The following is an 18,621-nucleotide window of genomic DNA, read 5'->3' on the forward strand; positions in this document are numbered from 1 at the left end:
TTTTGGGTGTAGTTAAATCAGTTGTACTGTCTTTGTGCTCGGGACCAGTCAACTTTATGACTATACAACTCCTTTACGCTTTATATTCTGCAAAAAACAACCGCTTCAGCCGCATCAGGCATTTATACTTCTGCGTCTTAGCGTTATCGGCATTGGTATAACCGAACTTTTCGGTGATACCCTGCATACTCAAATGCCGAATGTAAAAATCCTCCAGCAACGTCCGGCAAGGCTCACCGAGCCGGTTGAGCGAGTCAGCCATCAGATCGAATTGCCGGTCGCGTTCTTCATGGTCCGTCAGGTCATTGCTCATCTGCCCAACTGCGGCCGAATCGGTAGCGGGCGTCTCGGTGTCGCTGACCATGAACCGGCTTTTGTGCGTTAACTGTTTGAGCCAGAGTCGGCGACTAACCGAGTACACGTATGTCTTAAGCTGGCATTGCAATTCAAACGATCCACTGCGAACCTTTTCATACAGCACAATCAGCGTTTCCTGATAAATGTCCTTGGCTTCGTCTTCACTACCGCTGTTACTCGTCACAAAACGCAGCACCATTGGAAAATAACGACGGTACAATTGCGATAGTGCATCATCGGAACCATCGGCCAGGCCCATCAGCAACTCATGATCGGTCAACAAGGCCCGCTTACTTTCCTTCATTACATTGGGTCATTACTTAATACCAAAAACGTTGCGGACGTAACCCAAAAAAAAGTTAAAATTTGTTGGGTTACCTTCTTCCCTATCGGGTATTAACGTTGACATTGTTCCATTAATCTCACTTAAACAAAAACATCCCAAAACTATGAAAGCAATCACGAAAACCGCCTTCTTTTTCATGGCCATGATCGCCCTGACGACCGCTTGTTCGAAGAAATCCGAATCGACTGAGACGACCACCGAAACCACCACCACGATGAGCGATTCGTCGTCGATGATGGCTACGGATTCGACGATGGCTACCGATTCAGCTTCGACGATGATGTCGGATAGCGCCCGGTAATTTCAGCTAAGGCACAACTGCCGGTAAAAATACCGACAACGCTATAAACGTATTAAAAGCCCTCTGAGCAATCGGAGGGCTTTTTTTGTGACCGGCCAGCGGAGGTCAGATCCGCCCCCGTCCGGCCGAATGGCTGCATACAACCGGCATACCTCACTAAGGTAGTTACCGAAGGGGCGTCAGTTGGTCGCCTGTTCATAAAACAGTATACCCTGGACATAACAACGCTTTTGACTCAGCCCAGCATCAGGCGCGTCAACCATGTTGTCAAAAATCAGGCGAAACAATCGGAGCGGGGTTAGGTTGAGGTGAACAGAACCTTTACTGGTTTGACAGTCAGGCAAAAACTCGTACTACGATGAAGCGATTACTCCTGTTTCTGGCTCTATTTTGGGTCATCATCAGCCGGGCCGGACAGGCTCAGGCAGGGACTATTCTTATTCCGATGGATAATCAGCAGGCTAATCACCTGAAAGCCTACGGTATCGCCTACGCCGTGTTGAAAGACGGGGAAGACGTTGACTGGCTTCTTAACTACCGGGGCGGCTCATTCATGATTAAACATACCCCGGCGTTCGAGAAGGAGTGTCGCGTTCGGGGCGTTTCGTTCGAGCCGCTGACCGATTCCAGAGCCGCGTCGCTCAGGCAGCAATTAGCCGACCCTGACTTGAATATGGACGTGGTGACGCTCCAGAAGGCCGCCAAAATCATCGTGTATTCACCCGTGAAAGTCAGCCCGGCCGAATTTGAAAACACCGACGCCGTGCTGCTGGTGCTCACCTACGCCGAAATTCCCTATGAGATCGTGTATGACGAGGAAGTGCTGAAAGGCGAGTTGCCCAAGTACGACTGGCTTCACCTGCACCACGAAGACTTCACGGGTCAGTTTGGCCGCAACCTGCACCGTCAAACCGCAGCCGACATCAAGGTGCAGGAGGACATTGCCAAAAAGTACGGCTATGCAAAAGTTTCGCAGATGAAGTTAGGCGTGGCCAAAGGCATCAAAGCGTTCTGTGCGGGCGGGGGTTATCTGTTCGCTATGTGCTCGGCCGCCGAAACCCTCGATATTGCGCTGGCTGCCGAGGGCGTTGACATTGTGGGCAGCAGCTACGACGGCGACGGTGCGGACTCGGACGCGCAGTCGAAACTTGATTTTGGCAAGACAATGGCGTTCGAGAATTTCACGCTCGAAGGCGACAATGGCTACCGGGGTTTCTCGACGTTTTCGGATATCAACTCATCGGGGGGCCGGGGCTACGACCAACCCGCCGGTTTCTTTGAGCTGTTCAATTTCTCGGCCAAATGGGACGTCATTCCGGCGATGCTGACGCAGAACCACGAACCGATTATTAAAGAGTTTTTTGGGCAGACGACCGCATTTCGTAAAACGGCCGTTAAGCCGAGTGCGCTGGTCATGGGCGAGGGCAAAACCTCAGACCGCTACATCTACGGCGAACTGGGCCGGGGGCAGTGGACTTTTTACGGCGGCCACGACCCCGAAGGCACCCGTGGGGGCGGCAACTGGCGCATCCCCACCGACCTGAACCTGCACCCCCATTCGCCCGGCTACCGGCTCATTCTGAACAACGTACTGTTTCCATCAGCCCGCAAAAAGAAGCGCAAGACATAATGGCTGACCGCTATCCCAACCAACTGTCTTACGGCGCTAACAATTTGGTAGTTGCGCTATCCAACACGGAAGTCGCTAAGGTTTTCAGAGGAGATACGCGCTCTGATATAGGATCTGAGGCCGAAAAGCTAAAAGTGGCCAATGGCATCAATGACTTGTTGGTGCGCTTCATCCGACTCGACTACGACGACGAACACGACTGGGACATGCTCATCATGGAGCGGTTGTATCCCCTTGATTTCCGCAGCTTGGAGATAAGCAAACGCGAACTTCTCCTGGACGTTTTCGAGGACGAACTACGTCAACTGCATCAGGCCGGATTCGTGCATCGTGATATTCTACGCCCTTCCGATCAATCCGGCGAACGCTACGACAACGTATTTCTCACCGACCGGGGACTACGGCTGATCGACGCGGGCATCTCAGCCCTACGGACGCAGGTGGGCGACAGACTATTCGGGAAATACATTGAAGTTGAAGAACGCGAAATGACGGCGTTTCGAGCGTATTTTTTGAGTCGGTGACAACTAAGCGTCTAATTGCAAGACACACAACGATGGAAAATCAAGGCCGACCCAATTTATTCTCTTATGCAACCAGTGAGCTATCACAAGATGCGTTCATCTGCTGGCTAGCCGCATGGGCAGACCCAAAGTTTCAAGCTGCTGACCCGCACTTGCACCAAATAGCGCGTGAGTTCATTGTTTCCATGATCCGCAAAGTGAAACATGATTACGATCAAGCAAATGTCAAAACCGTTAACGTTCGGCGACAGGTTGAAAAGCTGGACATCTTGATTGAAGTTAACAAAGGCTATCCCGATCAGTTGGCTATCTTAGTTGAAGATAAGACTCATACTGATCACCACTCGGGACAGTTAGAAAGGTACTACGACAATGCCACAAAGAGTTATTCAAGTGAGCAGATCATACCTATTTATTTCAAAACTGGCTACCAATCGAAATTCGATGTAGGTCAATACAAAACATATTTACGTAAGGATTTCTTGGATCTTTTGCGCGAAGGCAACAAAACAGTAAGTAATGCCATCTACGCTGACTTTCTAACGCATTTGGAAAGAATGGAATTGGTTGTAAGTCAGTTTCTGACCAAGAATTTGACGGTAACTGACGGAGAGTTTGCGTGGAATGACAATGATAGGCGTGGTCTCTTCATGCGCTTGTACGAGCAATTCAGCGAAACAGATGATAAAGCAAACTGGGGTTACGTAGCTAACGCGTCGGGCGGCTTCTTTGGATTTTGGTGGAATTTTGAAGTGTCTGCTCAAGGTGACTACTGGAGTTATTTACAGTTAGAAGGTGATAGATTGTGTTACAAAATTGGCTTCTCTGACGAGATATACAAAGCTGAAAACTGGAAAACAAAAGCTCAAGAGGTTAGATCGACCTGGTCAGGCATACTACTGAAACTTGATGAAGAGTCAACTGCCAAACACGCGAAGATTGGCAAGACTATGACTATCGCAAAAAAGGCAGATGGTGTCTTTCTGCCAAAAACCGATGGTACACTGGATTTAGACAAGACGATTCAAAAACTGCTTGAAACCCAAGAAGTCTTAAAAAAAGCGCGTCAATTGGTGGCTGTCTCTGAACAAGTATGACCAATCGTCCCAACCTCTCCCCACCGCCTTTTGGGACGTTGATATGACGACGCTGGATTACGAAGCCAATGTCCGCTGAGCATCACCGGCCAACTGCCCCACCATCCAGTCGAAAATGCCGAGTAGTTCACCGGGTTGATTGAGGTAGTACTGCTGTGTGTCAATCGTTACCAACTGCTCGCGAAGGGTCAGAAACTGCCAGTCTTTGCCCGTCGTCACGCACCCATAAATGACTGGAACAGCGCGGTCTTCCTTCAGATTATACAGCCGGGCACCGAGCATCTGCGCCACGCACTGCCCAAGTCCTACTTCGATGTTGTCATTTTCGGCTTCGACCAGTGAGAAAACGGGAGCCTGCACGACGTACGAACTCTGAAAACTGATCAGGAAATCGCACTCGCCGTTGAGGTCGTTGTCAGGGTCGACGTTCAGGTTGTAGCCTGAATATACTTCAAACAGATCCTGATGACGTTCCTTAAACTCGAATAGAATCGGCGACACGATTCGCTCTGACTTCGCCTTCTCGGTCAACATCACTGACCGGGCCGCGATTTCCAGAGATCGCTTTAGCCAGTCGCTCAAGGCAACGTGTTCTACGTCAGGGAATAACCGTTCGCGCTTTTCTTTAAGTTGAAATTGGCGGTAAACTTTTGCCAGCGTAAAGTTTGGGTAGGCCATCAGGTTACGCGGTTTTTCATCAAATTTACGATGAAATCTGGTCAACCTATGCAATTCTCACACCTCCACTGCCACACCCAATACTCGCTGCTCGATGGGCAAGCCGACATTAAAAAGTTAGTTAAGAAGGCCAAAGCCGACAACATGCCCGCCGTGGCCATTACCGATCACGGCAATATGTTCGGGGTATTCGAGTTCGTAGCTGAAGCCAGCAAACAGGGCATTAAACCCATTGTCGGCTGTGAGTTTTATGTCGTGGAAGACCACCACAAGAAGCAATTTACCAAGGAAGTCAAGGACGTTCGCTACCACCAGTTGCTACTGGCCAAGAACGCAACGGGCTATAAAAACCTGTCGAAACTGTGCTCGCTGGGCTACATGGAGGGGTTGTATGGCAAGTACCCCCGCGTGACGAAAGCCATGATCGACCAGTATAAGGAAGGGCTGATTGCGTCGACCTGCTGCATTGGAGCCAGCGTGCCGAAAACGATTCTCAAAAAAGGTGAGGAAGCGGGCGAGATTGAGTTCAAATGGTGGCTCGACCGCTTCGGCGAGGATTATTACGTCGAACTGCAACGTCACGAAATTCCCGATCAGATCAAGGCCAACGAGATCCTGATTAAGTTCGCCCGGAAGTACAACGTTAAGATCATCGCGTCGAACGATTCGCACTACGTCGATCAGGACGACTGGGTGGCACACGACATTCTGCTGTGCGTGAATACAAACGAAAAGCAGAGTACGCCGTCGATGAAAGACTTCAGCGACGACGACGTGATGCCCAAAAATACCCGCTTTGCCTTCTTCAGCGATCAGTTCTATTTCAAGAACACGCAGGAGATGACGACGCTGTTCCATGACCTGCCCGAAGCCATCGACAACACCAACGAGATCGTTGGCAAGGTGGAGACGCTGAAGCTGAAGCGCGACATCATGCTGCCCAACTTCCCGATTCCGACGGAGTTTCAGCAGCATACGGACGATGTGCTCAACCAGTGGGAATACCTGCGTCACCTGACCTACGAAGGGGCTAAAAAACGGTACGTCGATATTCTGCCAAACGTTCAGGAACGTATTGATTTTGAGTTGTTTACTATCCGGACAATGGGGTTCGCCGGGTACTTTCTCATCGTGTCGGACTTTATTCAGGCCGGGCGCGATTTGGGTGTGATGATCGGGCCGGGGCGCGGGTCGGCGGCCGGTTCGGTGGTGGCCTACTGCACGGGCATCACCAACATCGACCCCATCAAGTACGACCTGCTGTTCGAGCGGTTCCTGAACCCCGACCGGAAGTCGATGCCCGATATTGACACCGACTTTGACGATGCGGGTCGGCAAAAGGTGATCGACTACGTGGTGCAGAAATACGGCAAACAGCAGGTAGCTGCCATTGTCACGTATGGCACGATGGCGTCGAAATCGTCGATCAAGGACGTGGCCCGCGTGCTGGACCTGCCCCTGCCCGACGCCAACGCCATTGTGAAGCTCGTACCCGACAAGCCGACGTACAACATGACGCTGAAGCGCATCTTTGAGGACCCACTCGACGGACCTGGTGGGCTGTCGAACGTGATTCAGCCGGACGAATTAGAAAACGTGAAGCGGATGCGGGCGCTCGAATCGGGCGACCGGAGCGCGGCTGCGGCCATGCGCATCGTGGATTACGAGAAAGTGTCGGCGGTGCTTAAGCAGGCCCGCAAACTCGAAGGTACGGTTCGCAACACGGGCCTGCACGCGGCCGGAATTATCATCGCCCCCAGCGATTTATCCGACATTGTACCCGTATCAACCTCCAAAGATACGGCCCTGATTATCACGCAGTACGAAGGTAAAGTTATCGAGGACGCGGGCGTTATCAAGATGGACTTTCTGGGACTGCGCAACCTCACGATCATCAAGGAATGCCTGCGTCTGATTAAGCAAAATCACGACCTGGATATTGCCATTGACGACATTCCGCTGGACGACGCGAAGAGCTACGAATTGTTTCAGCGGGGCGAAACCAACGCCATTTTCCAGTTTGAATCCGACGGCATGAAAAAGCACATGAAAGACCTGAAGCCCGACCGCTTCGGTGACCTCATTGCCATGAACGCCCTCTACCGCCCCGGCCCCATTGCCTACATTCCGAACTACATCAACCGCAAACACGGCCGTGAAGAAGTGAAGTACGACCTGCCCGAAATGGAAGAGTACTTAGCTGATACTTACGGCATTACGGTGTATCAGGAACAGTTAATGCTGCTCTCGCAGAAGCTCGCCAACTTCACCAAAGGCGATGCCGACGTGCTACGGAAGGCGATGGGCAAGAAAGACAAAGCCACGCTGGACAAGATGAAAGGCAAGTTTATGGAGGGCACGGCCGCCAACAAACTGCCCGCCAAAATCTGCGAAAAAGTCTGGACCGACTGGGAAGCGTTTGCCGCCTACGCCTTCAACAAATCGCACTCGACCTGCTACGCGTTCGTGGCTTACCAAACGGCCTGGCTCAAGACGCACTATACCTCCGAATATATGGCGGCCGTGCTGACAAGCTGCCTCGGCACCATCGACAAGATTACGTTCTTCATGGAGGAATGTAAAAACCTCAACTTAGCCGTGCTGGGGCCGGACGTGAACGAGTCGGAACGGTTTTTTGGCGTCAATCAGAAGGGAGAAATTCGGTTTGGAATGGGCGGTATCAAAGGCGCAGGCGACGCGGCCGTGGACGCGATCATCGAAGAACGCCGGGCGGGCGGCCCGTTCAAAGACATTTTCGAGTTCGCCATCCGGGTAAACCTGCGGACGGTGAACAAGAAAACGTTTGAATCGCTGGCCTACGCCGGTGCTTTCGACAGTATCGATGAGTACCACCGGGCGCAGTATTTCGAGCTGGCCGACGGTGACACGTCGACCTTCATGGATAAAGTCATTCGGTACGCTAACAACTACCACGCCGAGAAAGCAGCCGCCCAGCAGTCGCTGTTCGGGAGTTTGACGGGTGGCGAACCCATGCTGGCGCGGCCCAGAGCCCCCATTGTGCCGGAATGGAATCAGATCGAGAAGCTGAAATTCGAGAAAGACGTGGTGGGTTTTTACATCACCGGTCACCCCTTAGACGAATTCAAACTCGAAATGGAAGGCTTCTGCAACTGCACGTTGGACAAGCTGTACGAAACCAAAACGCCCGAAATCAAGGTGGCCGGAATCGTGTCGGCTATGCAAACCAGGATCACCAAAACAGGTAATCCCTTCTGTATCTTCAAACTGGAGGATTACAATACCTCGGTCGAATTAGCCTTGTTCGGCGACGATTTCGTGCGGCTGGGACAGTTTGTCGACGTAGGCCGTTTTCTGCACATCACGGGCAAAACCCAGAACAAGTGGAACTCCGACCAACTGGAGTTCAAGCCCGCAGCGATCCGGCTACTGAACGAGATGCGCGAAAAGATGTGCAAAGAACTCCGCGTATCACTCACCCTCGACGTGCTGAACGCCCAGTTAATCAGCAAAATTAACGACCTCGTCAACGCGCATCCGGGCACCTGCACCCTGCACCTGCACGTGGTGGATCACGACGAACGCATCGACATCAGTTTACAGTCGCGAACGCTGAAAGTCTCGCCTGTTAACTCGCTCATGCGGGCGCTGGAAGCCATGAACGGCGTAACGTGCAAGGTGGCGTAACGATACACCGTTCCGGCAAAACCGTCAACGTGCGTATCTTTGCGGCTGACTAACTGCCCATGAACGCAACCATTGCCAACGATCTGTTCCGCCAGAGCATCCAGGACTACCACCGCGCCGACCACGTCGATACGCCCGTCGACAATCCATTTGCTAAAGACGATATTCGGTTTCTGCTGTACCAAAAGAACTGGATCGACACGGTGCAGTGGCACCTCGAAGACCTTATCCGCAGCCCCACCATCCGGCCTGATGAACTGGTGGCTATCAAACGGCGCATCGACCAGTCGAATCAGGACCGGACCGATACGGTTGAGCACATCGACGGCTGGTTTTTTGATCAGTTCCGCCCTATATCGCCAAAACCCGGTGCGCGTCTGAACTCCGAAACTCCCGCGTGGCTACTGGACCGGATGTCGATTCTGCAACTCAAACTTTACCACTTTCGCGAACAGACCGAGCGGGCCGACGCACCCGCCGAGCACCGCCAGAAAGCGGAACAAAAATTAGCCGTACTGCTCGAACAGGAGGGTGACTTGGCCCAGTGTTTCGACGAATTGCTCGAAGACATCCGCACCGGCGACCGCTACATGAAAGTCTACCGACAAATGAAGATGTACAATGACCCCACCCTCAACCCGGTTCTGTATGGCCATCCGGCTGGGGACCATCCAGCCGGAAACCAGTCCTGACTTTTTGTGTTTATGTTTTTACGTGTGTGCGTGATTAGTTACCAGCACAGCTAAAACACCGAAATACTCCAACACGTATGCACACAAGCATAGGAAGCCGCCGAGTCAATACAAATTCATCCGAAGCATGAAGCATTTGCTCCTGCTTCGCTTCTCGGCGATGGGCGACGTGGCGCTGCTGGCTCCGGTCGTGCAGGCATTTACGGATCGCTATCCCGATGTACAGGTTACGCTGGTGACGCGCCCTAAGTTCGCCGTTTTCTTCGCGCAGTTCCCTAACGTGAGCGTTGTTAGGGCGGAGGTGAGCGGGCGGCACAAAGGACTCGCCGGTTTGTTCAGACTGTTCCAGGATCTCCGAAAAATGAATTCGTTCGATCTAATTATCGATGCGAATGAGAACCTGCGCTCGGCGGTGCTGAAGCGGCTGTTCCGCATGGCGGGCGTCTCCTCGGTGACGCTCGACAAGGGGCGCGTCGACAAAAAATTACTCACCCGGAAAGACGGCAAAATCCGGCGTCCCCTGCCCCACAGCATCGAACGATACGCAACGCTGTTCAGGACAGCCGGTTTCGCCGTTCAACCATCCCCGGCTGGATGGCCCACGTCGTTCTCATTTGTCCCAACACCCGCAGCCGAAATGGAGTTAGCCGCCTATCTGGAACGCCAGCGTCTGCCCATCGGTGAGCCGTGGCTGGGCATCGCGCCGTTCGCGCAGCACGTCCAGAAGATGTGGCCCTTTGAGCGGTTCGGGCCGCTATTGGAGCAACTCTACACCGACCAGCCCGTACGCGTTTTCCTGTTTGGGGGTGGTTCGGTGGAGATTGCCCGACTCGAAACCCTGCGGAAACGGTTCCCACAGGTTATTATCGTAGCGGGACAATTGTCATTAGCAGCCGAACTGGCGCTCATTCGCCGGTTGACCGGGATGCTCTGCATGGATTCGGGCAATATGCACCTCGCAGCTTTAAGTGGCGTACCGGTGGTGTCGATTTGGGGCGCTACACATACCGATGCCGGTTTTGGACCGTGGGGACAAGGCCCGGAAGCAATTGTACAAGTCCCAACTGACGTGCTGACCTGCCGACCCTGCTCGGTGTTTGGCAACCTCCCCTGCTGGCGGGGCGATCTGGCTTGCCTCAACGACATTTCGGTGGCGACGGTAGCGGAACGGGTACAGCAAATGCTGGGTCATGCTCCTTAGAATGAGTAGCTTATGAGCAAGATTAGCGTACAAGATAGATTCGGCACTTTATTTGTGGACAAAGCAGTAACCCATTTTTACTGCACCACCCGCCATGCGTTCTGTCCTGACACTACTCCTTAGTCTGCTTACTCTATTCGGCGCGTTCGGCCAGACTTCGTTGTCCGAAAAACCAACCCGCACGGTCTTTTCCATCAAAGCCGTTGACGACGGAACGTCGGCCGAGTTACCGGCTCAATTTTCTATTCAGGCGCTGTTGGCTAAGAAGAAATTTACGGGTAAAAGCCAGCCCGGCAAGTCGTTCGATTTTGTGCTGACCCGTACCGATACGCTCAACGTGGTGGCCACTGTACCGGGTTATTTTGAAGCAGAAGAGCTGATGGTGGTCTCGTGCGATACGTGCGCCGACTATGAATACATTGTGCGGCTGGAAAAACAACAACCCAAACTATCAGAATCTAAACCAGCGGTAGCGGCTGACAGCGTGTTCAGAGATTTAGCCGTCAATCGGTCGATTCGGCTGGATAACGTCTACTTCGATCAGAGCAGTTACGTCCTGCGGCCCGAATCGTATCCGCAGTTAGACAAGCTGGCCAAAACCCTGATTACAACGCCCGGTTTAGTGATTGAAATTGCGGGGCATACCGACAACGTGGGCGACCGGCAACTGAATCAGGCCCTGTCGGAGAACCGGGCTAAAATCATTCGCAACTACCTGATCCGCAACGGCATTGTTGAAAGTCGGCTGCGGCCGAACGGCTACGGCCACAAGCGCCCGGCGGCTCCCAATGATTCTGAAGAGAATAAACGAAAGAACCGACGGGTCGAATTCGTTGTCTTAGCGTTATGAACGCTACTGCTAATACGCCAGCTACCCCAACGTATTTTGTGCCGCCCGGCTCCATCGTCCGTCAGATTTGGGGCGACGCGGATGTCATTCTCCTGATTTTTGGCGGTGCTGCGGCTGAATTTGCCCTTAACCGGGCGGTAGACTGGTTATTTTTTACGGGCAAACTACCCGCCGATCCCATTGCGCGGTTGTTTTCGACCGTTCAGTACGCTCAAAAAATCATTCTGTCAACCGACGCGCAGGCCCGGCAGGCCATCAGCCAAATTAACGCCATTCACGGCGGGGTCGAACAGAAGCGGGGTCGTCAGATTCCAGACTGGGCATACCGCGACGTGCTCTACATGCTCATTGACTATTCAGAACGAGCCTACCAACTCCTGCACCGCCCACTTGCCGAAGCCGAACAAGACGACCTGTTTCTTCATTTTCGGGAAGTAGGTACGGGGTTAAACCTGTCCGATCTACCAGTCAATTACACCAACTGGAAGGCCGACCGGCAGGCTCACCTCAACCGAGATTTAGTGCGCAGTGAATTTACGGATAAGCTGTTTCAGCGATACCGTGAGCAGTTGGGGACCTGGCGGTATGATCTGCTGCGGCAGGCGCAGGCCATTCTGGTGCCGGAGCAGGTGAGCCGATTACTGGGTCTCCCCAAAAAGCCGCTGTTGGCCTATTCCATCGGGTTGTACAACGTGCTGAACGCGCTCAACCTGCGCTCGGTGATGCAGCGAGTACTACTACCCACTGAGTATCTGGCGCAAATCCGGGGCTTAGACGTGAACAGCTAATAGTATGACCTCCACGCCCATTACCACCTCCGTCTTCGACCTGTTTAAGGTTGGGCCGGGGCCGAGCAGTTCGCACACCATCGGGCCGATGAAAGCCGCGTTCGACTTTCGGGAACGGCTTGCTCAACTGCCCACCGACGTGCAGCACCGGGCCAATGCCCTTCATGTTCACCTGTATGGCTCACTCAGCGCAACGGGGAAGGGCCACGGCACCGACCGCGCCGTAGTAGCCGGGCTGCTGGGCTGGCAACCCGAAACAACCGACCCGGTCGCCCTGCTGCGTTTGCTCAAAGACCCGGCTGTCGTATACACGGTTCCGGTTGGTGCCGAACCAATTGATGTTGGGTCGCAGCACATTCATTTCGAGCGAAAGCGCTACGACTCGCCCTACGCCAACACGATGGTACTGCGGTTAACATCGGGCGAACAGACCCTAACTGAGCAGGAATATTACTCCATCGGGGGTGGGTTCATCATCCGTAAAGGGGAATTAACCGACGGTCCATCGGTTTCTGTGCCGTACCCGTACAGCACCATGACCGAACTAAAAACGCAGCTAACGACCCACAACCTGACGCTCGACGCGCTGATGATGGCGAACGAGATGGCCCTGACCGGCCGGAGTCGCGCCGACGTAAACGCCCGAATCGATCAGTTACTGGACTTTATGCACAAGGCCGTTCGGCGGGGATTGCGGCAAACCGGCGTCCTGCCCGGCTCCATCAAACTGAGTCGCAAGGCACCGATTCTGTTCCGGCAGGCAAAGGGTATGAGTCAGTCTTCGGACAGTTTTCTGATTTTTCTGAATGCATATTGCTTAGCGGCTTCGGAAGAAAATGCAGCCGGGGGCATTGTTGTGACGGCCCCAACATCGGGCGCGTCGGGGGTAATTCCGGGCCTGACCTACTTAGCCAAACACCATTTTCACCACGACCGGGCCACGCTCCGGGCGGGGATGCTGGCGGCTGCCATGATTGGGTTTTTAGTGAAGCACAACGCCAGCATTTCGGGAGCCGAGATGGGCTGCATGGGCGAAGTTGGCACAGCGTCGGCCATGGGCGCGGCTTTCCTGACGCGCTGCGCCAACGGAAACATTGGCGCCATCGAAGCTGCCGCTGAGATCGGTATCGAACACCACCTCGGCATGACCTGCGACCCCATTGGTGGTTATGTTCAGATTCCGTGCATCGAGCGCAACGCCATGGGGGCCGTTAAAGCCTACAACGCCTTTTTGCTGGCCACGTCGGGGGCGGCTTCATTCCAGAAAATATCGCTCGACGCCGTCATCCGGGTAATGAAAGCCACCGGCCGCGACATGTCAACCAAATACAAGGAAACGTCGGAAGCCGGGCTGGCCCTGAGCGCAACGGAATGTTAGGGGTTCCGGTTAAACAATTCGAGGGCGTTGGGGTGTTTACGAACCATTGCGGCTACTCAACCGAATAACTGAACAACTTTTCTACCTATGGCAACCATCTACACTCCCAAGCAACAGCGGGTTCTGCTCATCACAAGCTTAATCATCATTGCCGGCTTCATCATTGCCGGTCTGCGCGGCTACGCATCGGCGTTTTTGGGCGCGGGCATTCTCTACGTCATTTTCAGGCCCTGGTTTACCAACTTAGTCCATAAACGCAACTGGAACCCGGCACTCGTCACCTCGCTGCTGATCGTTTTTGCCTTAGTCGTCATCGTCATGCCTTTTCTGACGCTGAGTTTGCTGCTCGCCGGACGCATTCAGCACTACAGCCAGAACACCGACGACATTCTGAATCTGATTAAAAAAGGGGAAGATTTAACTGGCTTTCAGATCACCAGCCCGCAGAATATCCGTTCCATTGCCCAGCAGGGGGCGGGGTTCGCCAGCCGCTTGCTGCCGTCATTAGCGGGCGGGGCGCTCGACTTCATCGTCATCATTGGGCTGATGTTTTTCACGTTTTACTTCATGTTCACCCAGCAGGAAGGATTTCAGAAAGGACTGCAAAAGTACCTGCCCTTCAAGCGTGACACGCAACGCGAACTGGGCGAATCGCTCAAGAACAACGTCAACGCCAACGTGCTCGGGCAAGCGCTGGTGTGCTTGGTGCAGGGTGTTCTAACCGGCCTTACGTTGTGGATCTTCGGCGTGCCCGACGCGCCGTTCTGGGGGGTTATCGCCTTTTTTACCGCCTTTATTCCCGTGCTTGGAACGCCATTGGTGTGGGTTCCGGCCGGGCTAATTCAACTCTCGCAGGGTAATACAGGGCAGGGCATTGGCATTCTGGTTGTGGGTGCCGTCGTCATTATCAACATCGACAATTTGCTGCGGATTGCGCTGGCCAAGCGCATGGGCGACATTCACCCGCTCGTTACGCTGGCGGGCATTGTGCTGGGCGTTCCCATCTTCGGTATCCTGGGCTTAGTTATGGGGCCATTGCTCCTCTCCTATTTCATTGTGCTGATGGATGTCTTCGAGCGCGACAACCGGCAGCAGGAGCAGGAGGTAGCCATTGCCGAAGCAAAAGTGAGTGAACGGGCGGAGCAGGTTAAGTGACGCGTGTGACCCAACCAAGTTCCAACGGTATTCAACGGATTGGGTGTAGCACCGCTCCCGTCTGGCGGCAACGCGTTTGCCGGGGAAGATACGCGCTACCCGGACCCGATTACGCGGCCAAATCTGGTTGTCTAAGGCCGGTTGAGAAGGCTACTGGCGATGTTAGGAATGGATAACACAACTGGCGGTGTAGGGCCAAACATATAGAAACACACGATGGAAGTTGGCATTGACAGTTTTGCATCGCACTTGCTGGGAGCCGGTACGGGAACACCCATCACCGGCGCGGAGGCCATGCGCGGGCTGCTCGACCGGATTGAGCGAGCCGATCAGGTTGGGCTGGACGTTTTCGGCATTGGCGAACACCACCGGATCGAATACCTCGACTCGGCACCCGCCGTTATCTTGGCTGCCGCAGCAGCCCGAACCCAGCGAATCCGCCTGACCAGTGCCGTCACGGTGCTGTCGGCGGCCGACCCCGTGCGGGTATTTCAGCAGTTTGCCACCCTCGATCTGATTTCGCAAGGCCGGGCCGAGATGGTGGTGGGGCGTGGCTCATCCATTGAAGCCTTCCCCCTGTTTGGGTTCGACCTGAACGATTACGACCCGTTATTTACCGAAAAGCTTGGTCTGCTGCTCGACATCCGGGCGAACGAAAAAGTGCATTGGTCGGGTACGTTTCGCCCCGCGCTCACGGGTCAGGGAATCTATCCCCGGCCGTTGCAACAGCCGCTGCCCATCTGGCTGGGCGTGGGCGGTACGCCACAGTCGTTTGCGCGGGCGGGTACGCTGGGACTGCCGCTGATGGTGGCGATCATTGGTGGGGATACGCATCGTTTCCGGCCCCTGATCGACCTCTACCGCGAGGCCGGTCGCCGGGCCGGGCACCCACCCGACCAGTTGCGGGTGGGTCTGCACTCGTTGGGCTACGTGGCACCGACGACCGACGAAGCCATCGAGTCTTTCTATCCCGGCTACGCCCAAACCTTCACCGCCCGTTCCCGCGAACGCGGTGGCTCCCCCGTAACCCGCGCTCACTTCGACGCCCAAACCGGCCCGCTGGGTGCCCTGCTGGTGGGTAGCCCCGAAGACGTGGCCGCGAAAATCAGGCGGCACAGCGACGCGCTGGGCGGCATCGCGCGGGTGACGTTTCAGATGGATGTGGCCACGCTGCCACACGACAAGATCATGGAGTCCATCGAACTGATTGGTGAACGACTGGCTCCGTTACTGCGCTAACCGGTTCCGGTTGGCAACCGGTTAGCGCTACGACAAGGGCTGGGGCGAAGGGTTGACCCCTGAACCGGCCGGGCGCGAACGGTCGTCGGGCGGCAGAGGAACAAACTCGGCGTTGTCGTTGGGCGGTAGAGGAATGCGGCCTGACTGCCAATCGGCTTTAGCCTGCTCAATGCGTTCGCGGCTCGACGACACGAAATTCCACCAGATATAGCGTTGACCCAGCGGTTCGCCACCCAGCAGCATGAGCGTAGAGGTTTCTTTGGCGGTCAGCACCGGGTCGACGCCCGCACTTAAGACCAGCAACTGACCGACGCCGTAGGTATGGCCGTTCACCTCCACGCTGCCTTTAGCTACATAAGCTCCCCGTTCGGGAAAACCCCGTGGCGGACCAAACCGGGCACCGGGTTGCAGCACGACGTGGGCATAGAACAGCGGAGAATGCGTAGCTACGCCGTTTGTCAGGCCATAGGCTTGCCCGGCGATCAGTCGCATCCAGACACCGGTATCGGTAAAAATGGGCAACTTGTCGGGCTGATAATTGGTAAAAGTCGGGGCATTTTCTTCGGCCGATTCGGGCAGGGCTACCCAGGTCTGAATCATTTCAAAGGTATTACCCGCGAGCAACTTCGGGTCCTCGAACCGCTCGGAATGGGCAATTCCCCGCCCCGCCGTCATCCAGTTAACCTCGCCGGGCCGGATAATCTGTTGCACACCCAAACTGTCGCGATGGGTCACCTGCCCATCGAAGAGGTAGCTCACCGTGGAGAGGCCAATGTGCGGATGCGGCAGTACGTCCATCTGGCCCAGTTCGTCGGGCGTTTTGCTCACCGGTCCCCCGTGGTCCATAAAAATAAAAGGGCCCAGCATCCGACGGAGCCGGTAGGGCAGAATCCGTTTCACGGCAAATCCATTACCGATGGACGCGGACCGGGCATCAATGACCAGTTCTAACATAGCAAGTAGGATTAATGGGCGTACTGTTCTGTACAATGGTCGTTTAGATTCATACCGTTAACACAGTAGTGTAGCAATAAAGCGAAAAATCGTTTCTACCATTGCGATCATAAAAACGAAATAGGATGAATCCAAATAAAGCATTGTGGGAGAAGGGCGATTTCACTCGCATCGCCGAAACCATGCGCGAAAGCGGTGCGGCATTGGTTGCCAAATTAGAAGTCACTAACGGTCTTAACGTGCTTGATCTCGGTTGTGGCGATGGCACCACCGCGATACCGGAAGCCAAACTCGGTGCTACCGTTTTAGGGGTCGATATCGCCCGGAATCTTGTTGACGCGGGAAACAGCCGGGCGAAAGCGGAAGGGCTGACCAATTGTACTTTCCAGGAGGGTGATGCCACCAATTTGCACGAGCTGCAGGATCAGACATTTGATCTGGTTGTGAGTATCTTCGGTGCCATGTTCGCCCCAAAACCGGTCGAGGTAGCCAAAGAAATGGTTCGGGTTACCCGGCCGGGCGGCCGAATCGTGATGGGCAACTGGATACCGGGCGATCCTACTTTAGTTGCGCAAATATTAAAGATCAGTTCGGCCTACACACCGCCCCCGCCGGAGGGTTTCGTTAGCCCAATGTTGTGGGGTGTCGAGGACCACGTTATCGACCGGTTTGGGCAGGCGGGCGTGGCAAAAGAAGCTATATCCTTTAGTAGGGAGACGTTCACGTTTGACGCCCCGTATCCACCGTCGGAACTCCTCAACACGTTCAAAAACTACTACGGCCCCACCATGAACGCGTTTGAAGCCGCCGAAAAGAACGGTAAGGCGTCGGAGTTGCAGCACGAATTGGAAGCCTTGTTTACCAGTCAAAACAAAAGCACCACCGATAACACCACGTCTATACCCGCCACATTCTTACGGGTGACGGTTAGGCGTTAACGTTATTTCAATGAGTTGATTTTATTTTGTACCAGTAGACTTTCAACGGCTGACTCAAGAAAGCTGACCGTGACTGACGGTCAGCTACCGAATTGAAACGGTTTAGCAAACTATTGGCTAATTTATTTTTATACTGTTACATCATCAACCTTACTTCTTATTTTTATTGTCTGTCTTATTTGTGCTTAATTGAGGAGACTAAATTTGCAAATCTTGATGTGAAAAAAATTATTCCAGGCCTAACAAGCAGGTATAGTACCATACCTATTAAAGTCAATAGCGCTACTATTCCAATTGGAAGAACTCCACCAAATGTAAAGGTCATACCAATGACACAGCCAAGGAAGCACTCTGCCCGATAAATTGGCAAGAAAAGTGCAAGCAGGAGAAGCCCAGTAAGCATGTATAATGGCATTTCAGTATAGCCGAAAGTAAAAAACACAGAAAGCAGTATTCCAAAACATAGAGCAATAATAAATGCATAAAGTATATTCAAAGAAAACTTTGAAGCTCTTGAGTTTCCATTCTTGGGATTGATGATTCTCTTTTGAATCCGATATAATAGAAACCATGTGAGCAATGGGAGTAAAAGTCCTCCCCACCAATTAGAAAATTCAGGCATGTCTTTACGCTGCAAAATATGATGGCTTGGTACACCTCCATGATGATAGTCCCAAATTAATAGTAACCATATAGAAATCATCATTGCTCCTGTAAAATACAGGCGAATCTTAAGAAACGTTTCTTCGTGCATGACATCTAATTTTAAAGAATCTCGTGCCTTTTCGAATAGGCTATATGCAACGAATCCTTAGTCCATCAGCCGC

At 53.6% G+C, this 18,621-nt stretch carries 17 protein-coding genes; 13 read left to right on the forward strand and 4 right to left on the reverse strand.

Features of this window, described 5'->3' with window-relative positions:
- Positions 1 to 73: 73 nt before the first annotated feature.
- Positions 74 to 661, reverse strand: coding sequence for an RNA polymerase sigma factor (locus ACYVHB_RS24050; protein ID WP_461054360.1), 588 nt, complete (start codon positions 659 to 661; stop codon positions 74 to 76).
- Positions 662 to 806: 145 nt separating this feature from the next.
- Here ACYVHB_RS24050 and ACYVHB_RS24055 point away from each other — a divergent pair, with 145 nt between their 5' ends.
- The 4 genes from ACYVHB_RS24055 to ACYVHB_RS24070 all read left to right on the forward strand — a co-directional run bounded on the left by ACYVHB_RS24055 (position 807) and on the right by ACYVHB_RS24070 (position 4,255).
- Positions 807 to 1,004, forward strand: coding sequence for a hypothetical protein (locus tag ACYVHB_RS24055; protein WP_461054361.1), 198 nt, complete (start codon positions 807 to 809; stop codon positions 1,002 to 1,004).
- Between the two features lie 358 nt (positions 1,005 to 1,362).
- Complete coding sequence (locus tag ACYVHB_RS24060) at positions 1,363 to 2,634, forward strand: asparagine synthetase B (RefSeq protein WP_461054362.1); 1,272 nt, start codon at positions 1,363 to 1,365, stop codon at positions 2,632 to 2,634.
- A complete protein-coding gene (locus tag ACYVHB_RS24065; RefSeq protein WP_461054363.1) occupies positions 2,634 to 3,158 on the forward strand; it encodes a hypothetical protein in 525 nt (174 codons plus the stop codon). Before ACYVHB_RS24060 ends, ACYVHB_RS24065 begins: the two co-directional genes overlap by 1 nt.
- Positions 3,159 to 3,190: 32 nt before the next feature.
- The gene (locus ACYVHB_RS24070; protein WP_461054364.1) at positions 3,191 to 4,255 is read left to right on the forward strand and encodes a PD-(D/E)XK nuclease family protein; all 1,065 of its coding nucleotides are present in this window, start codon (positions 3,191 to 3,193) and stop codon (positions 4,253 to 4,255) included.
- A gap of 57 nt (positions 4,256 to 4,312) precedes the next feature.
- On the opposite strand, the gene ACYVHB_RS24075 is transcribed toward ACYVHB_RS24070, so the two are convergent.
- Entirely contained in the window at positions 4,313 to 4,933 is a 621-nt protein-coding gene (locus tag ACYVHB_RS24075; protein WP_461054365.1) for a hypothetical protein, read from the reverse strand.
- A 48-nt stretch (positions 4,934 to 4,981) separates the two neighbouring features.
- Here ACYVHB_RS24075 and dnaE point away from each other — a divergent pair, with 48 nt between their 5' ends.
- The 8 genes from dnaE to ACYVHB_RS24115 all read left to right on the forward strand — a co-directional run bounded on the left by dnaE (position 4,982) and on the right by ACYVHB_RS24115 (position 15,902).
- The gene (dnaE, locus tag ACYVHB_RS24080; protein ID WP_461054366.1) at positions 4,982 to 8,599 is read left to right on the forward strand and encodes a DNA polymerase III subunit alpha; all 3,618 of its coding nucleotides are present in this window, start codon (positions 4,982 to 4,984) and stop codon (positions 8,597 to 8,599) included.
- Between the two features lie 59 nt (positions 8,600 to 8,658).
- Complete coding sequence (locus ACYVHB_RS24085) at positions 8,659 to 9,291, forward strand: DUF4254 domain-containing protein (protein ID WP_461054367.1); 633 nt, start codon at positions 8,659 to 8,661, stop codon at positions 9,289 to 9,291.
- Positions 9,292 to 9,418: 127 nt separating this feature from the next.
- On the forward strand, positions 9,419 to 10,492 hold the full coding sequence (locus ACYVHB_RS24090) for a glycosyltransferase family 9 protein (RefSeq protein WP_461054368.1): 1,074 nt from the start codon (positions 9,419 to 9,421) through the stop codon (positions 10,490 to 10,492).
- Positions 10,493 to 10,586: 94 nt separating this feature from the next.
- Positions 10,587 to 11,342, forward strand: coding sequence for an OmpA family protein (locus ACYVHB_RS24095; RefSeq protein ID WP_461054369.1), 756 nt, complete (start codon positions 10,587 to 10,589; stop codon positions 11,340 to 11,342).
- Positions 11,339 to 12,130, forward strand: a complete 792-nt coding sequence (locus ACYVHB_RS24100) for an oxygenase MpaB family protein (RefSeq protein WP_461054370.1) — start codon at positions 11,339 to 11,341, stop codon at positions 12,128 to 12,130. The genes ACYVHB_RS24095 and ACYVHB_RS24100 overlap by 4 nt, the downstream gene beginning before the upstream one ends.
- Before the next feature lie 4 nt (positions 12,131 to 12,134).
- Positions 12,135 to 13,508 carry an L-serine ammonia-lyase gene (locus ACYVHB_RS24105; protein ID WP_461054371.1) on the forward strand — a complete coding sequence of 458 codons (1,374 nt, stop codon included), beginning with the start codon at positions 12,135 to 12,137 and terminating at the stop codon, positions 13,506 to 13,508.
- An 87-nt stretch (positions 13,509 to 13,595) separates the two neighbouring features.
- Entirely contained in the window at positions 13,596 to 14,663 is a 1,068-nt protein-coding gene (locus ACYVHB_RS24110) for an AI-2E family transporter (RefSeq protein WP_461054372.1), read from the forward strand.
- A gap of 216 nt (positions 14,664 to 14,879) precedes the next feature.
- A complete protein-coding gene (locus ACYVHB_RS24115) occupies positions 14,880 to 15,902 on the forward strand; it encodes an LLM class flavin-dependent oxidoreductase (protein WP_461054373.1) in 1,023 nt (340 codons plus the stop codon).
- 27 nt (positions 15,903 to 15,929) lie between these two features.
- Here the strand turns inward: ACYVHB_RS24115 and ACYVHB_RS24120 are convergent, their stop codons facing one another.
- Positions 15,930 to 16,856: a pirin family protein gene (locus ACYVHB_RS24120; protein WP_461054374.1), complete on the reverse strand. Its 927-nt coding sequence runs from the start codon at positions 16,854 to 16,856 to the stop codon at positions 15,930 to 15,932.
- A 125-nt stretch (positions 16,857 to 16,981) separates the two neighbouring features.
- Between ACYVHB_RS24120 and ACYVHB_RS24125 the strand changes: the two genes are divergently transcribed.
- Positions 16,982 to 17,794, forward strand: a complete 813-nt coding sequence (locus tag ACYVHB_RS24125; protein ID WP_461054375.1) for a class I SAM-dependent methyltransferase — start codon at positions 16,982 to 16,984, stop codon at positions 17,792 to 17,794.
- 175 nt (positions 17,795 to 17,969) lie between these two features.
- On the opposite strand, the gene ACYVHB_RS24130 is transcribed toward ACYVHB_RS24125, so the two are convergent.
- The gene (locus ACYVHB_RS24130; protein WP_461054376.1) at positions 17,970 to 18,548 is read right to left on the reverse strand and encodes a hypothetical protein; all 579 of its coding nucleotides are present in this window, start codon (positions 18,546 to 18,548) and stop codon (positions 17,970 to 17,972) included.
- Positions 18,549 to 18,621 lie beyond the last annotated feature (73 nt).

The sequence above is a fragment of the Spirosoma arcticum genome, assembly GCF_054779955.1.

Excerpts from the sequence above, each read along its gene's own strand:
- ACYVHB_RS24050 (WP_461054360.1), bottom strand. The coding sequence starts at position 661 with ATGAAGGAAAGTAAGCGGGCCTTGTTGACCGATCATGAGTTGCTGATG.
- ACYVHB_RS24055 (WP_461054361.1), top strand. The coding sequence starts at position 807 with ATGAAAGCAATCACGAAAACCGCCTTCTTTTTCATGGCCATGATCGCC.
- ACYVHB_RS24060 (WP_461054362.1), top strand. The coding sequence starts at position 1,363 with ATGAAGCGATTACTCCTGTTTCTGGCTCTATTTTGGGTCATCATCAGC.
- ACYVHB_RS24065 (WP_461054363.1), top strand. The coding sequence starts at position 2,634 with ATGGCTGACCGCTATCCCAACCAACTGTCTTACGGCGCTAACAATTTG.
- ACYVHB_RS24070 (WP_461054364.1), top strand. The coding sequence starts at position 3,191 with ATGGAAAATCAAGGCCGACCCAATTTATTCTCTTATGCAACCAGTGAG.
- ACYVHB_RS24075 (WP_461054365.1), bottom strand. The coding sequence starts at position 4,933 with ATGGCCTACCCAAACTTTACGCTGGCAAAAGTTTACCGCCAATTTCAA.
- dnaE (WP_461054366.1), top strand. The coding sequence starts at position 4,982 with ATGCAATTCTCACACCTCCACTGCCACACCCAATACTCGCTGCTCGAT.
- ACYVHB_RS24085 (WP_461054367.1), top strand. The coding sequence starts at position 8,659 with ATGAACGCAACCATTGCCAACGATCTGTTCCGCCAGAGCATCCAGGAC.
- ACYVHB_RS24090 (WP_461054368.1), top strand. The coding sequence starts at position 9,419 with ATGAAGCATTTGCTCCTGCTTCGCTTCTCGGCGATGGGCGACGTGGCG.
- ACYVHB_RS24095 (WP_461054369.1), top strand. The coding sequence starts at position 10,587 with ATGCGTTCTGTCCTGACACTACTCCTTAGTCTGCTTACTCTATTCGGC.
- ACYVHB_RS24100 (WP_461054370.1), top strand. The coding sequence starts at position 11,339 with ATGAACGCTACTGCTAATACGCCAGCTACCCCAACGTATTTTGTGCCG.
- ACYVHB_RS24105 (WP_461054371.1), top strand. The coding sequence starts at position 12,135 with ATGACCTCCACGCCCATTACCACCTCCGTCTTCGACCTGTTTAAGGTT.
- ACYVHB_RS24110 (WP_461054372.1), top strand. The coding sequence starts at position 13,596 with ATGGCAACCATCTACACTCCCAAGCAACAGCGGGTTCTGCTCATCACA.
- ACYVHB_RS24115 (WP_461054373.1), top strand. The coding sequence starts at position 14,880 with ATGGAAGTTGGCATTGACAGTTTTGCATCGCACTTGCTGGGAGCCGGT.
- ACYVHB_RS24120 (WP_461054374.1), bottom strand. The coding sequence starts at position 16,856 with ATGTTAGAACTGGTCATTGATGCCCGGTCCGCGTCCATCGGTAATGGA.
- ACYVHB_RS24125 (WP_461054375.1), top strand. The coding sequence starts at position 16,982 with ATGAATCCAAATAAAGCATTGTGGGAGAAGGGCGATTTCACTCGCATC.
- ACYVHB_RS24130 (WP_461054376.1), bottom strand. The coding sequence starts at position 18,548 with ATGCACGAAGAAACGTTTCTTAAGATTCGCCTGTATTTTACAGGAGCA.